The following is a 16,630-nucleotide window of genomic DNA, read 5'->3' on the forward strand; positions in this document are numbered from 1 at the left end:
ATACGTTATCTGTCTGTCTGCTCATCGATTTTTTTTATCAATGAATTCAATTCCGTATCTAACATCGGTTCCCCTTGAAACATGCTTTCTATGTATTGAGTATAAGCTGTCGCAACTTCCGCTGTTGAATACCCATCCCAGTTAAACGGATAGGCGATTATACTGTATCGCTTAGCCGCATCGAGCGCCATTTGCATTCGTGATGGATCCTTCTCGGCTATTTCACAAATGAGATTGACAACCTCTTTGTAACGATCATGGTATCCAGGAGGGTCCATATCATAAGGGATGACTGTTTTAGTGTTACCGAATTTCGTGATGGTCACTTCCTGTTTATATCCGGATTCAAAAAGAAGGACAAGAATATACGTAATGACAATCGGATGTAAGCCTTCCTTTTCAACAATATCGTGAAAAAGTTCCATTACTGATTTATCCGATTTTCTGTATGCCAATGCTGCAATCATTTCTTGTTGCTCAGTAATTGATTTGTCTAAGAATTCTTCTACAGTGAAGATTTCATTTGCGACTTTTGGTTCGTCATGTTCACTAACGTATCTATGGGAAAGTCTTTTGTTTAGGTCCCGCAGATAGTTGAACTTCTTCTCCATTTCAGGTGGAACAATTTCTTCATCAAGAAGTGCTTCAATCGTCATTTCAACTTCTTCATAGTGTTGTAATTGAATGCTGATTGCCAAGTACAATTCCATAGCGTCAAGGTATTCGGTGGTGCCGCTATAAAGTAATTTGCTGGCTATTTCCTTTGCTTCTTCGAAATTCTTTGTTTCATATAAAGCTACTGCATATGGTGCCAAGAATCGGGGGTTATCGGGATCGAAACGATACACTTGTTCAAAAGCTTCCACAGCTTCAGGGTAGTTGGTGTCTTCTACGGCATCCAATCCTTTTTCGATAAGCGATTCCAGGGCACCAGGGAACATGACGACGTTTTCCTTTTTCAATAGCCTTCCATATCTATTTCTTTTTCTCACGGGTCTCACCTTCTTTCGTCCCTCCAATATATCATATAGCTTTTTCTAACTGGGAATTAAATATTCGTTAGGCAAACGTAATTTTCAATTTCATATTAATGAATTTCTTTTTCATTAGATTTCCCTTATGAGTGAGATATAAACTGTAAAGGGAAAAGAAAGTGGAAACCATCTTGGGTGGGTCTAAAGTAATAAAACGACGATAACGCCTGGGATTTGACCGATAACTTCCCGAAAGTGACCGATAACTTGTGCAGAATGACCGATAATTCGCTAAAAGTGACCGATAACTCTCTGGAATTGACTGATATCTTGCTAACGGTTAACTTTCCATATAAAAACCGCTCCCGTCACCCTTGACTGAAGCGGTTTCATTTATATGGCGGTTGAATAACTTAAGGATCAACGCTATATCTGGCATCCCTTTGTATTGCCGCTAGTGTTTTTGGTATATTTTTTGAGCACTACTAATTGCCTGATAGTATTCTTTACTCATTATTGATTCTTTGTCACCTAGACATAGGAAACCGAAAGGGGTTAGGCTTTCGTGGAAAAGTTGGTATACCTTTTCCTTCAACGTCTTGTTAAAGTAAATCATTACATTACGGCAAAGAATTAAATGAAACTCGTTGAATGATTGATCTGTTACTAAATTATGTTCGGCGAAAATTATATTTTTGCTCAAAGATGAGTCAAATTTCGCCACATTACCACTAACAGAATAGTACTCCGAAAAAGCGTGTGCTCCACCTGCTTTTAAATAGTTGTTAGTATACTTTTTCATAACTTCTAAAGGATATTGACCTCTTCTTGCAATTCCAAGGGCCTTCTCATTGATATCTGTTGCATAGATTTTCGCCTTGTCGTACAGGCCTTCTTCTTGTAATAAAATAGCCATTGAGTAGACTTCCTCACCCGTCGCACAGCCAGCATGCCATATTCTTAGGGAAGGATATGTGCGCAGATGTGGGATTATTTTCTCCCTTATCGCCAAGAAGAACGATGGGTCTCGGAACATTTCAGTTACATTGATCGAAAAATCCAGCAAGAGTCTTTTTAAGCATTCCGAATCCCGTAGAGTCTTTTCCATCAAGCCTAAAATACTGTTTAACCTTTCTTCATAGACACGATGCCATATTCGGCGCCTAATTGAATTATAAGCATAGTCCCGAAAGTCGTAGCCATACCATTCGTAAATACCTTGAAGGAACAGTTGGATTTCCAACTGTTCTAATTCATCCATCTCTGTTTGAAGTTCATTATTATTCACGTGTTGTAATCCCCTTCTCTTTAAACAGCCAAACTTTTAGAAGGGACATGAGTTGTTTTGAATCCACAGGCTTCATAATATAATCAGAAGCACCTACTTTTAATATCTTTTCACGGTCCTCTTTCATTGCTTTTGCAGTCAAAGAAATAATTGGCACATCGTGAAACTTAGGATTTCTCCGTAATTCATGGATTGTTTGATAGCCATCCATCTCAGGCATCATGATATCCATAATAATAATGTCAACAGAAGGATCTTCCTTCAATAAATTTAAACATTCAATTCCATTTTCCGCAAAACGGATATCCATACCGTAATGCTCTAACGTGCTGGAAATTGCAAAAACATTACGCACATCGTCATCTACAAGAAGAACTTTTTTCCCCTCGAGTCCTGTCATATCAATGTGATCTTTCTCCACATATCCCTCATTCTTGACAAGTATGCTTGTTTCATTTAAATACAAGCTCAATTCTTCCTTCAGCCGCTGTGGTGAATGCTCGTCCTTTATGATGATGGCATGAGCATGCTGATTTAAAAGAAGCTCTTCTTTCGACGATAAATCCTTTCCTGTATACACAAATATCTTGAGAGATTTATCTATTCCGAGAATATCCTCGATTAATTTAAATCCTGAGATGTCCGTTAAACCTAAATCTACTATTACACAGTCAAACTGCCTTCTTTTTAATTCGACTAAGGCTTCCGCGCCAGTTGATACAGCCTTCAAGATGAAATCCATATCACTGATGAGTTCCATCAAGCTATTTCGTTGATTTAAATCATCGTCTACAATTAATAATTTTTTAATTTGATCATCAACCAATGGAGCAGGAAGAATTTCTGTTTCCACTTTTTCGTTACTTATCTGAACATCTTCTCTTTCAATATGCACTTCTCTCGGACTATCAAATGATTCTTCATCCTTATAGTTTCCTACTTGGAATGAGAATGTGCTGCCTTTCCCCTCCAGGCTATATAGAAAAATTTTCCCGTTCAGCAAATTTGCTATTTCTTTGCTGATTGATAATCCGAGACCAGTCCCCCCAAACCTTCTACTTGTAGTGCCGTCAACTTGTTGGAATGCCTCGAAGATTAAGGCTTGATTCTCTTCGGCGATTCCTATTCCTGTATCTGAGACAGAAAAAACAACGGATGGCTGAGTTGAAGAATAGTCAACCCCAACAGAAAGTCTAACTTCACCTGAATTCGTAAATTTAAATGCATTCGAAAGAAGGTTTTTTAGTACTTGATTGATCTTCACTTCATCGGAATAGATGAATTCTGGCAGGCCGTCTTGAAGTTCTATTTTAAAACCAAGGTTCTTGTCACTCGCCATAATCCGGAAATTACTTTCTATATACTCAGCTATGTCTTTTATAAACACCTTACTCAAGTTGAGGTTCATTTTTCCTGACTCGATTTTAGATAAATCCAATATATCATTGATCAGCGACAAAAGTTCTTTCCCTGAAGCATGTATCGTTTTTGCAAACTTCACTTGCTTTGGTGATAGTGTCTCTTCTTTATTTTCAGAGAGTAAATTAGATAAAATCAGCAAGCTATTTAACGGTGTGCGTAATTCATGGGATATATTTGCCAAAAACTCCGACTTGTATTTTGAGCTAAGGTTCAGCTGCCTCGCTTGCTCTTCGAGTTCAACCCTAACCTTTTCTAATTCAACATTTTTCATTTCAAATTTTTGGTTTTGTTTTTCAAGGAGGTGCGCTTTTTCTTCGAGTTCCACGTTAGTTTGCTCAAGTTCCTCTTGCTGCAATTGTAATTTTTCTTCAGATTGTCGAAGTGTTGTAGTTTGTTGTTCTAACTCTTCATTCGTTGCTTTTAACTCATCCTGTTGAGTCTGCAACTCTTCCGATTGAGCTTGGATTTCCTCCATTAAGATCTGTGTTTCTTCCAATAGTTTCGCCTGCTTGATTCTTCCAATTACGCTCTCCAAAATCATACCTAAATCATTGATGAGTTCCTCAAGCAATGTCTTTTCTTTTTCAATGATCGGCTCGAACGAAGCTATCTCAACGACACCATTAACCTCGCCTTCGAATAGGATTGGCAAGAGATACAATGTTAAAGGGGCCGCTTCTCCAAGACCTGATTTTACGGTTATATAGTCAGAAGGAACTTTCGACAAGGTGATTGGTTTCTTTTCCAAAGCACATTGTCCGATCAACCCTTCACCAGAACGGAAAGTGGTTGTCATATGTTTACGCTCCCTGAAAGCATACGAAGCACGTAGTTTAAAGATTGCTTCTATCTCTTCCACTTCATCTTCAACTACATAAAAAACAGCATGACTTCCACCGATAAGAGGAACAATCTTAGACAAAAACGTATCTGTTAGTGATTCTACAGTTCTTGCTCCGCTCATACTCATTGTAATTTCGGCTATATTGGAATTTATCCAAGACAGATCTTGTTGTCTCATCATCTGTTCTTCAAGCGAGGAAGTCATCTGGTTGAAGGAATCGGCTACTTCATCGAATTCATCTCTACCCTTCACATCAACTTTTGTAGTCAAGTCTAAACGGCCGTTCGCAATACCACCCATTACGTTTGCCATCTTGTTTAATCTAGTTGAGAAGGACCAAATACTTCTGAATAGCAAAACGATGATACCAATTGTTATTACAATTGACACTATGGATTCCACAAGAACAATCTTAGTAAAACCTTGTTTCTCAGTCTCAAGGGAGGCATACATATTCGTTTCGAGTGCAAGAGTCAAATCTGAGATTAAGTCTTGGAATTCTTTTTGAATCACTGCCGAGTTTTCCTTCATTAAAACAAATGCGTCATTCCTCTTTCCCGTAACTATAAATTCGATTAACCGGGCCTTGTAGAGGTTAAATACAGAATACTGATTGTTTATCTCGCCAATAATCCGGATAGGTTCATCAGTTGATGCAAGAGCTCTAAGCCGAGCAATATTCTCGGAGACCTGTTCACTATGTTCTTCTAACATTGAAATCTCTCTTTGAATCAGATCTTCATCTTCGTATATAAAAAGGTTTCGCAGACTTATAGCTTCATCCTTTATATCCCGTTGAATCGATGTGGCTAATACGGATAAGTTGTAATTAGTTTCCAACGTATTACTGATATCATTATATTTGGCCATTTGAAACCTTCCAAAACCGATCAGAATAAGTAGGAGAATCAAAAGCGGGCTTAACGCCAGCAACAATTTGGTTCTTATCTTCAATTCATATCGTCCCTTCTGACAATCGACTTTCTATTTTGGAAAGTCATTAAATGCCAATAACTCTATCTGGTTTGGTAACACAATGTTGGTACACCATCGCCATTGCCTGCGCTCGATCCGTTACACTCATTTTTCTAAAAATGCGAGAGATGTGATTTTTCACTGTATGTTCACTAATATATAGGTATTGAGATATTTCTTTATTGTTTAATCCAGCCAATAGTAAGTCAAATACTTCGAATTCCCTTGCTGTAATTGAATACTCCTTCTTAATTAGTTCTAATGCCACTGGAATGGGATTGTCCAATTGTTCATGATTGACTTCTTTGTATTCCTGCTGTAGCTTGACGTCGAAAACCATCCCGTTGCCTTGTAACATCATTTCTTCAAATCGTTGTTGCGGAACAGGCTTGCAAAATAGATATCCTTGGACCTCATCGCATCCATGCAGACCCAAAAACTCAAGCTGTTGCTTAGTTTCTACTCCTTCAGCTATTACTGATAATCTCAAGGATTTTGCCAACGAGATAACTGCAGTAGTAATGGACCTGTTTTCACTCGACTTATCCATTATTCCTTGAACAAATGATCTGTCGATTTTGAGTATATTAATGGGTAATCGGCTTAGATACTGAAGTGAAGAGTAGCCTGTCCCAAAGTCATCAATGCTGATCATAATGCCAATTTCTCTTAATCTATGTAATGCATTTATGACGAAATCTTCATTTTCCAATAAAGCCGATTCGGTTAACTCTATCTCTAGTAAGTGTGCAGCTACACCGGTCTCCTCTAAAATCCTCTCTATATTAGATAAAAAATCCTTTTGCATAAATTGCCGTGCGGAAAAGTTTATTGCTATCCTTACTAAATTGTAATCATTTTCTTGCCAACGCTTCACTTGTTGGCAGACAGTCCTTAGCACCCAGTCCCCAATTTTTACAATCAGACCGGTTTGTTCTGCGATTGGTATAAACTCGTTTGGTGACACAGATCCCCAGCTTGGATGATGCCAACGGAGCAAGACTTCTGCACTTTCCACTTTCCCAGTGACAACATTGACTCGAGGTTGGTAAACGAGTTCAAACTCATTTCTCTCGATTGCTTTTCTCAAGTCATTTTGCATAATAAAAGATCGGTAGGATTGCATATTCATTCCTGTATGGAATACTTGATATTTATTTTTTCCCTGCTCCTTTGCCTGAAACAAAGCAACATCTGCCCTTTTAATTAGTTCATTATAATCCTCCCCGTCATATGGGAAGATGCATAGTCCAATACTTGCTGTAATATACAACTCATAATCATTAACCAACAACGGTTGTTGAAGGGCTGCTAAAATATGATCTGCAATTTCCAAAGCGCTTTCCCTATCAGTGTTTGGCAAGATGACGTTAAATTCATCCCCGCCAACTCTCGCTAAGAAATCTTGGTCTCTAACACAACTGCCAAGTCTAACCGAAACCTCTTGAAGAACACGATCCCCAATAGAGTGACCAAGTGAATCATTTATGTATTTAAAACGATCCATATCCAAGAACATAACCCCTACTGGTTGATTGGACTCTCTTGCATTCTTCAAATGATTAATTAATGTCTCATTAAAGGAGCGCCTGTTCGCTAAACCTGTTAGAAAGTCATGATACGCCATATGTTTAATTAATGCTTCACTTTTTTTCTGCTCTGTAATATCCCGTATCGTGCATGCAATGATAGTTTGATCCTGAATAAATTTCCAACCGATTTGTATCTCGGACAAAAAGGTCGAACCATCCTTTCTCGTTATATAAATCTCTTCGTGGCTATCATAACCTCGTATACTTTCATAGCGCTGAATGGACATAAGTATACTATCCAAATAATACCTCGATTCCTTAAAGGTAAATAAAATCCTGATATTTTCCCCTTCGAGTTCGCCGTCATGGTATTTAAGATTCTTTTCACCTGATGGATTCACCTTTAGTATTTCTCCATCTTTATTTAGAATTATCATCGAATCTCTTGATGTTTCGTTTATAACGTTTGAAAGTGCTTCTGACACTATTAGTTTAGAAGTTGTTTCAAGAAGGTTTTCATTAGCACGTTTTAATTCTTTTGTTTTAGCGGTTAACATTGAGGTTTGTTGAACTAGCTGAAACTCCATTTTGTAAATATCGACGAATCGTTCTACCTTTGCCTTTAAAATAAGGGGATCAACAGGTTTAAGTATGTAGTCAATAGCTCCCACGGAATAGCCCATGAAAATATGTTCTGATTCCATATTATTTGCAGTAATGAATAATATGGGGATATTTTTTGTCTTTTCACGTGCTTTAATAATTTTCGCCGTAGTAAAACCATCCATTTTAGGCATTTGAACATCCAACAATATCAATGCGAAAGGCATTTTTAAAAGACACTTTAAAGCCTCTTCTCCGGAAGACGCTTTGACTATGTTATATTCGTCTTTCTCGATGACTGCCTCTATGGCCATAAGATTTTCCGGTCGGTCGTCAACTAAAAGTATATTTATCTTTTCATTCAAATGCATCACGCTTCCCTTCTCAAGTATAAGTTCCAAATATTTTCCATTTGCAAAAATCAGAAAATTAAAGATAGATTACTTTCATAGTAATTAAACATTAAATAAAATACAAATTTCATAATCCCATCCGCAATGGTTATTGTCCAAATGGATGCATCTTTTATTATACATCAATAGGGCTATTTAGTATCGGAAAATTTAAACGGATAACTTGATACTAAATACCCGATTTACTCATTAGTGTTCAGAGAGATTAGAGGTTAATTAGGAATATTGATTTGACCCAAATTAAAAAGCGCCCTATCCGACAAGGACAGGGCGCACTTACAGTCATCTTGCTTATTTAAATAACATATACCCAACTTGGCCAGTTACAAACCACACAGGCATAAGAGTTATTGCTCAAAACACTCATAAAATCATCTAAACACGCATAAACCTCACTAAACAAGCATAACTCTCTCCAAACCCGCATAAACATCCGCAGAAACTCATAAATCATCTAAATCACGCATAAATGCCGATATTGAAATCCTACTATAAAATAAAAAACGCCCAAAACCTAATTTTCAAGGTTCAGGCGTTTCAGTACGTCCCAGGAGGGATTCAGTGATCCGTTTTAAACCTCGGTACTGCAATCTTTTGACTTAAATTGTGTAGAAAATGTGTAGAATGAAGTAACTATAATTTCAAATAAAAATTTTGGGTGGTACAGTACCCAAATCACTGTTCAATTTCTTCATACACATTTGGCAAATCAAAATTAATTTCATATGGTGAATAAAATTGAATATCACCCACAGTATATTTCTTTTCAATGTTATTTTTCAATCCAATCACTTTCCCATTTACTAATTCAAGAAATTCATGGTTATTTACTGATTTAAATTTCGCATAACCTTGTCCATGATGTAAATCATATGTTGCCTTTAATTTTTTCAAAACACCTATTTCTTGTTCGGATGTGTAGACTTTTAAGTGACCAGAAACTAAATAAGTCAATAATTCCAAGCCAAGCATTCGATTCAATTGGCCATGTTTCATCTGATTTTGATAGTTTCGTAAGCATTTGTAACAAGATGAATCACAGTTATTCGCACACTCATTTAATACATCAAATGTTTTTTCAATAATTTCAGTTATTCGGTTACCCGCTTCATATGAATATCCTGCTCCTCCTGATAATGTGTCAAATAAGTACAAATCAACGAACCCAATACCCTGCTCCTCCTGTAAAATCCGATATCCTACCGTTAGTTCTTGTGCATCAATATCTAATATACGACTCGAAGCGAGAACAAGACCTTCACCTAAAGTATTTAAGGCATCGTGCAACCATTTTTTACTTGCATAGAAATCTAATTTTTCATCCATAGTTAGACGAATTAAAAACAAATCTGTTCTAAATGAGTTACCTAAATAAATTTGATGTAACGATCCAGAACATTTCCTTTCAACCATTCCAGACTGTTGAAATGGTTTATCATGTCCTTTTGACAAATCTTCATTCCCCAATACAGGCTTAATAAAGCCACAATCTTCACACATCCAAAAACCACTTTCATTATCTGCACCCCTGTTTACAATAATCAGCTCTTCATTTTCTCTGTGCATATATTTTATTAAACCCAATTTATTGTATGGAGAAGGTTTGAAGTCTTCTTTATCTATAATTAACTGTGGTGTACTAGTATAGCTATATTCCTGTGATAAATCACCTTTTTGTAGTTCTCTACCTTTTTCGGGTGAAAAGCCTGTAGGACGAACATAAGGTCTAATTAAAATATTCTCCTTACAGTTCGGACAGACTTCATGAAGTTTATTGTCTTCTAACTTTTTTGTGAAGTTGCACTTCAGACAAAACGCAACACGCTTTTCATAAATATTAATATCTTGTGCTGGTGCATCAGGGTTTTTAGAGAAAGGATTATAAATACCTCCAATACGATAAGTTTTCTTATTTACAACCACTTGTCTACCTGGCGCATATTCACTCAATGCACGATTTAATTCTAATTGTGGCCGCTGTTCTAAAATAACTTTATTTTTGTTGTTCCGTCCTTGAATATAAAAGTTTGACAAGTTTCTGGGGAATGCATAGGTTGGTAGAAACCCATGGTTGAATAAAAAGTTTAAGAGTAATTCATCTGGATGTTTTTCAGATTGAATATCATCTTCACCTTCTAGAATTTCGAAATATTTATTTATGCTTTCTTCTACTTCATCAAAAGCATCCACTAAATCTTGATCTAAATTTTCGGCAGCTTCCTTAATAAGTCCCCATTTCTCACTTTCATTTTTAACTGCTTCTTCTGGAATAATTGCAAAAACCTCTGGATAATTTACAAATTTTAATTTCAGTTGTTTTTGAACCCAATCATAAAATGCATCAATTGAAAAAGTTGACTTTCCTTTAAAAAAGTCCAATGTAGAACCTAAAGCTTCTGAAATACTACTTGATATTGTTTCATCATCAGCATAGTTATGAAAATATGTCTGAATAAGGAGCGCGTGGATATGTCGTTTAATAATTTTTTTATTCGTAATGTAAATAAGGGCCTCTCGATTTTCACCACTAATAATATACTCTGGATGATTAAAATAATGATGATCGTGTGGCCCATCTTGGGCATATGTAATAACAGTTGAGAGGGATGATCCACGACGGCCAGCTCGACCTGCACGCTGTTGATAGTTTTCACGTTGCGGAGGAATGTTGCGCATACCAACGGCAGTTAATGAACCAATATCAATACCTACTTCCATTGTTGTAGTACAACTTAAAATATCAACAATACCCAAGTCTTCATCTAATACAATATCTTGAAATGCCATCTCATATTGTTCAGTTGTTGCAAAAGCAACACTTGGATCTTTCTGAGATAATTGAGCTGTATGTTCTTCAACAGAGATATTTGTAATTTTCTCACCTGCTAAAACTTGAGCAATCGGTGTACGCCAATAGCCTTTTTCTGCACGAAGAATATCACTGTTCGGTAGTAGTTCTTCAATTGAATTATCATTACAACTCGGACAGTTATCCTGTATTTTCACAGCGTGAATTTGTTTACAAGATGTACATTTGTACCATGTGTGATGGATACCATCTTTAATTGTTAATTTATTTAAATCTAAAAAGTATTTATCGTTTTTAGTACGACAAAGTTTTTTAAAAAGCAACTGAATCAGTGTTTCCGTATTTTCTTCGCCTACACATTTACTAATATTAATTTTCAATTGTTTTGAAATGGAGTGGAAGTTACGCCCCCATTCTGATTCATCACGATACAAACCTAATAAGTCTCTTCTTTCATATGGTTCCAAATCAATATCCACGGCTATATTGTCTAGTAACTCTTTGATGAACAAGATAGATATATTTTCGAAATCCTTCTGAACAATAAGATTGCGTAAATCTTTACTATAAACTCGTTTTATTGGTACAACAATTCCAGTTGTTGTGTCATAGATGGAATAGCCTGGTGATCCAATTACTTCCAACATACGAAGTTTAAACTCTTTACGTAAGGACATATCCAAATCGTCATCCGCTTCGTTAAATATTTCGATTAAGTCAGGTCCATATTCTTCATAGAATTCCCTTACATAATAATCTTTATCTTGTACTAAATCTTTTCTCTTTTCTTGTGAAAATAAATGCAACTGATTTGTATGCAAGTAATGTAATACTGCGGGATATAATTCTTTTCCGATTTTGGCACGAATACCCTCTTTCTCTAAGTCAAAAGCTGCTTTTAAAATCAATTGACGAATTGAGTCCTTTTCAACTTCTTCAGGTATATCGCGTGCCAAACGTGCCGCTTTTTGACGACCATCTGAGAAAATCAGTACTTTACGTCCTTCATTAATATTATTATTCCCTTCAACTGGCGGCTGAATCCTAAATTGCTCGCGAATAAGATTGGCAAAGGGTTGCTCCCCTTTAATACGTAAATCCCGAATGTTGAATTTTGCACTTTTTAAGCAACATGGACATCTTTCAAAAGAAATTGCATTGGAATAATAGTTTTTATGTTTTCGTCTTGATACTTTTTCAACAGATTTATATACTTGGATAAATCCAGCTGTGGAAGGTGGAGTATCTTGTAAATATCCTGTCTCAATATGTAACCATAATGGTGTAATCCCATTTCCCTTTATAGCTTCTTCATGTGGTTTTTCAACTAATAAATGAATTTCTTTTAGTTTTTCATCAACTACACCATGTCCACCCTCATTCCACAAATACGCTTGTCCCACACCTTTTTCTTTAATATATCCCTTAATAAAAGCGGAACCACAATAACGATGGGTCATGACCTCATATACACGTGCACCACAATCACAAGTTACTCGAAAATCTTCAAATAACTTACCTAAAAGTCCATCTTCATTACATCCTGTACACATTGGATTTATACAGGAATAAATCCCAGATAGCCCTCTGAAGAAAATATGTACTCTAGCTGGTAATAGAACACGCCCATTTTTTTTTGCTGCATTAGCTAAAAGCAAGAGATTACTTATTGCCTTTTCAGCTTCTTTTCTGTTAGCCGATGGATAAAGTGAAGAAACGATTGCTTTTAGTGTTGTAGCACTGCCACTAATTTGTTTGACAACCTTTTCCAAAGGTTCCCAACCATTTAGTTGTTCATATAAATATTGTGGAAACTTTTCGCGTTCCTCAGGTGGACTTGGCCACATTAACTTGCTAAAAAAGGGATTTAATTTTTTTAAATTTGAAGGATAATCCTTTGCAATAGAAATAAACGCATCACTATCCATAGAAGATAAATTACCTAAATCCTGCTCTGACGAAGCCTTTGAGATAATTCTACTTTCCTCTACGCCCCTGATTAGCTTAAATTCACGGCAGCTTGGAGTTCCTGTCAATTGTTTAGCAAACTCAATCGGTCCAACATCATCATTTTCTTTCCCTAAACTAGCCGAGGTTAGAATACATTTTAAACGATTCCGGTCAATACCTAACCGAGATTGTAAACGTCTAATTAATAAAGCTACCTCAGCACCACCCGTTCCACGATACATATGTGCTTCATCTAAAACCAGAACGAAATAATTGTCTTCATTAGACTCTAACCACTCTTTTGTTTGTTCCCAAATAGAGCGTTCTATAGGTCGCATTAGCATATATTCAAGCATCGAATAGTTAGTTACAAGGATATCCGGTGGCGTATCTTGCATTTCATGACGGGTAAACAACTCAGCATCAGTCTTTATCCCCCTGTAAAGGTCCCTCTTCGTTTCCTTAGAGTTTTTAAAGGCCGTCAAATCTTTCGCAGGCCATTTCCCCCGCTCTTTCATTTGTTTTACTTCAGCCGGTTTATTTTTTTCTAAACTTGAATAATACTTTAAAATGTCATCAAGCTGGTAGCGATCCTTAGTTGCTGAATGTGCACCCGCGTATGGTGTACGTGATGTATACATTCCAAATTGAGTATTTCTACCACCTGCATCTTGAAATATCTTTTTCACCCTGTCGTCCCCAAATAAACGGCGTAAACGTGTCATTTGGTCGCTTACTAATGCATTCATTGGATACAATACTAATGCACGTACAGCTCTTTTTTTAAATTGCTCGGGGCGCTTTTTCGCTTCTTGGTACAATGTATTAAGGACTGGATGCAAGAAAGACTCTGTTTTTCCAGAACCAGTACCCGTTGAAACTATAATATCCTTATTTTGTTGCAGAAAAGCTTGCATGGCCATTTCTTGATGCAAATAAGGTTTCGGGAAAACTCCAACTGATGGAACAAAGTTAGCTAGTTCCACCATTAGATTTTGTGCAACTTCTGGAATATCCATATTCCTATAATTACTTCCTACTTCATAAACAGGAGTAGCCTCAATATAAGGTTCAGTTGATAGGACACCTGGTTTATTCAATAATTCCGTACGTTTAATCTGAAAAGATTTTTCACTAATCGGATATTGCGTTTCGATATATTCAGCTAATTTCTGATGAAGGCGTTCTGCTACATAGTTAATAGAGTAATCCATTACTTAAAGTTCCTCTCTTATTAAATTGCAACACGATAAAATTTTTTCAATACTCCGCAATTGGACAATGGAAAATACATAGCGTCTTGGCCATTTATTATGCTCCGGAGTGGCAATTAATCTTAATAATCGATGTTCTTCTTCCGGGAGTATAACTTTAAATTTTAATTCCAGACAATCCTTATTTAGATAGTTTATCTTGTATGTATAAACTTGTTTACTAATAGAGCCCAAAGCTAAGCGAAGACGGAGATAGTGGGAAGTGCTTTTAATTTCAGCCACAAACCATTCATTATTTTGCCATCTAGCAAAGTATCTTTCTAACTTTGTAGAATGCCTAAAAGAACGTTCAAAAAATAAAATATAAAATACTCCTTCACGCATATTGATAATTCTTTTTGTTTTAACAATGCCAGTAGAATTAAAATATATCATTTCTGTTGGCACTATATCTGGATTTTTAGACAACCTATTACTATATATATTTAGGATTTCATCTGAAGTAGGTCTATGTAAAAATTGTTGATATGACAACGTAATCTCGGGCAGCTTTTCTGGTAATAGTCCAATACCAAAGGACGTATTTACCGAAGGTTTTAATGAGCTAACCACTATGAAACGTCCATCCGGCATCTGTACAGCTCTTTCTGGAGGTAATGTATAATAACCCTCTCCAACATGAATAATCTCACCCAATTGTGTAACATATCGGATTAACTGCATCTCTATTCCTATCTTTTCATAATTAAAGAACCTTATAAAAGACTCGTTTTCATTAACCAGCAAACGTACTAAAACAGGTGTTATGCGCCGAATGTGTACCCTGTCAGTTTGAAACTCTGTGCATAAACTATAGATTAAATTTTTAATATAACAACTGTAATAATTTATTTTTTTTTGTATTTCCATATAATGATTAATCAATGTACTTTCACTCCCGTATTCCCCGAAAGCCCAAGTGATTGTTTAAACACCTTATAGCTCCATTCGAATAACTGTTCTTCACTATCTATAAAACTACTAAATTGATGAAGCCATGCCATAACATATTTTGAAATTTCAACTTCCTCGTCTTTTTCATTTTCAATCCATTCCCTAAACTTTCTACGTATCCCTAACGAAGAATCTTCTGTGACTGAATTTGATATAGGTGATAAATTCATTTGTCCGTCTATTATCGACTTTAAACTTTGCAGATTAATAGATTTCTTCATATAATCAGCTGCATCAATTAAAGGACTATAGGGTATTTTTTCAACAAAAGCTGTTGCCTCTTCAATCGAATCCATTGTAATAATAGTTAAATTAGGAACTAACCCGTCAACATTCCATTTTTGTTCTTTTAGATAAGTAGGCAAACTATATAAAGCTGAAGTTGTATGGGGATTGTGGATAATTAATGTCTTAATTACATCCATTGATTTAAAATATTCATTTTGGCTTTGTAAATTTGCTAATGTGAACGTCTCTAATTCCGGAATTATAGTTAGCATTTGCGTACATGAAATAGTTCTGGCAAGACACTTTGATAACTCTAAGCTATATTCACCATGAATTAGAATTGGTTCTCCTAATATTATTGCTGTGATAATTGTTGCTACTAGGTATCCTTCTTTATCATTTCCTTTAAAAACAGATAAATTACTATTTAGTAAGTATGCAAATTCATTTATGTCTGTTAATATTAAAATACACAGCTTCTTATTATCGCGCAAGAAGGCATCCCGTATATAAATCTCATTACTTTTATCTAATGCTCCTTCTAAATTAATTAAATCTACCGAGTTTAAATTAGCATGATTTTCAAGGTGAATCTCTATTGTAAAAAACTTCTCCCGGATATCGACTCGGGTATTAAGATATTTATTTTCTCCTGTTTGGAATTCATTTTCTATTCGAACACCAAAAATGTTCCTTTTCTTTTTCGGTTCATTTTTCAATTCAAACAATGTTTCTTCAATTAAATGATATAAATTTCTAACTTTTATTTTCGGTGTATTATACTCAGAAAAATCATTTATCATTTGGTACTTTGTACACTGATACGCGAGATATCTAAATGGCAAATCCAAGATGATGGCTAAGTTATTTAACATTTCTAAGGAAGTATTCCTTTGTGCCATAACGATGCTATCTTTATTCAATTCCATATTATCTTGGATGAAATAGCCGATTGCACTTTTACCAAAACCGGACATAACTTCTAAGTCTCTATTGGTCAGCTTAAAAATCCCCTTCATTGCCCTACATCTTAGTCCCACTGAAATTTTGGATAAAAATTCATTAAGCATATGTTGATTGTCATTAACAATATAGTTGAGTTCACTTAAATGACCATTTTTACTTAGATCTCTTCTTCTGAAGTATTGTGGGTAATCAATTTCATCCATATTAAATTTCAAAATTAATTCTATGTGGTTCAGATCGAAACCTTTTTGTGTCATCTAATCACCTAATTAGAAGATACCGATTTCGATTTGAAATATATCCGTTGACCAAGATATTGGCCAAGATATTATGCTGCTTCGATTAAGACTACAATTGAAATAGCAGCAAATCATGGTTTAGATACCAATTCGGTTGCCATTTCTGTTTGATAAACCGGT

7 protein-coding genes are annotated in these 16,630 nt (G+C 35.7%); all 7 read right to left on the reverse strand.

The features are described from left to right. Nucleotides 1-5 precede the first annotated feature (5 nt). Nucleotides 6-992 (reverse strand): tetratricopeptide repeat protein, encoded by a 987-nt coding sequence (locus P5G49_RS06660; RefSeq protein ID WP_301242710.1) that lies wholly within the window; start codon nucleotides 990-992, stop codon nucleotides 6-8. Between the two features lie 436 nt (nucleotides 993-1,428). After that, on the reverse strand, nucleotides 1,429-2,235 hold the full coding sequence (locus P5G49_RS06665) for a CheR family methyltransferase (protein WP_435877196.1): 807 nt from the start codon (nucleotides 2,233-2,235) through the stop codon (nucleotides 1,429-1,431). Between the two features lie 19 nt (nucleotides 2,236-2,254). After that, nucleotides 2,255-5,482, reverse strand: coding sequence for a response regulator (locus tag P5G49_RS06670; protein WP_301242712.1), 3,228 nt, complete (start codon nucleotides 5,480-5,482; stop codon nucleotides 2,255-2,257). Nucleotides 5,483-5,528: 46 nt separating this feature from the next. Further along, the gene (locus P5G49_RS06675) at nucleotides 5,529-8,009 is read right to left on the reverse strand and encodes an EAL domain-containing protein (RefSeq protein ID WP_301242713.1); all 2,481 of its coding nucleotides are present in this window, start codon (nucleotides 8,007-8,009) and stop codon (nucleotides 5,529-5,531) included. 717 nt (nucleotides 8,010-8,726) lie between these two features. Then, nucleotides 8,727-14,024: a DEAD/DEAH box helicase gene (locus P5G49_RS06680; protein ID WP_301242714.1), complete on the reverse strand. Its 5,298-nt coding sequence runs from the start codon at nucleotides 14,022-14,024 to the stop codon at nucleotides 8,727-8,729. Between the two features lie 3 nt (nucleotides 14,025-14,027). Further along, entirely contained in the window at nucleotides 14,028-14,948 is a 921-nt protein-coding gene (locus P5G49_RS06685) for a hypothetical protein (protein WP_301242715.1), read from the reverse strand. Beyond that, a complete protein-coding gene (locus tag P5G49_RS06690; protein ID WP_301242716.1) occupies nucleotides 14,945-16,468 on the reverse strand; it encodes a hypothetical protein in 1,524 nt (507 codons plus the stop codon). The genes P5G49_RS06685 and P5G49_RS06690 overlap by 4 nt, the downstream gene beginning before the upstream one ends. Nucleotides 16,469-16,630: the final 162 nt, after the last annotated feature.

It is taken from the genome of Sporosarcina highlanderae (assembly GCF_030433715.1).
GTDB lineage: Bacteria > Bacillota > Bacilli > Bacillales_A > Planococcaceae > Sporosarcina > Sporosarcina highlanderae.

Coding starts and splice junctions, on each gene's coding strand:
- P5G49_RS06665 (WP_435877196.1), bottom strand. CDS start 2,235: ATGGATGAATTAGAACAGTTGGAAATCCAACTGTTCCTTCAAGGTATT.
- P5G49_RS06675 (WP_301242713.1), bottom strand. CDS start 8,009: ATGCATTTGAATGAAAAGATAAATATACTTTTAGTTGACGACCGACCG.
- P5G49_RS06680 (WP_301242714.1), bottom strand. CDS start 14,024: ATGGATTACTCTATTAACTATGTAGCAGAACGCCTTCATCAGAAATTA.
- P5G49_RS06690 (WP_301242716.1), bottom strand. CDS start 16,468: ATGACACAAAAAGGTTTCGATCTGAACCACATAGAATTAATTTTGAAA.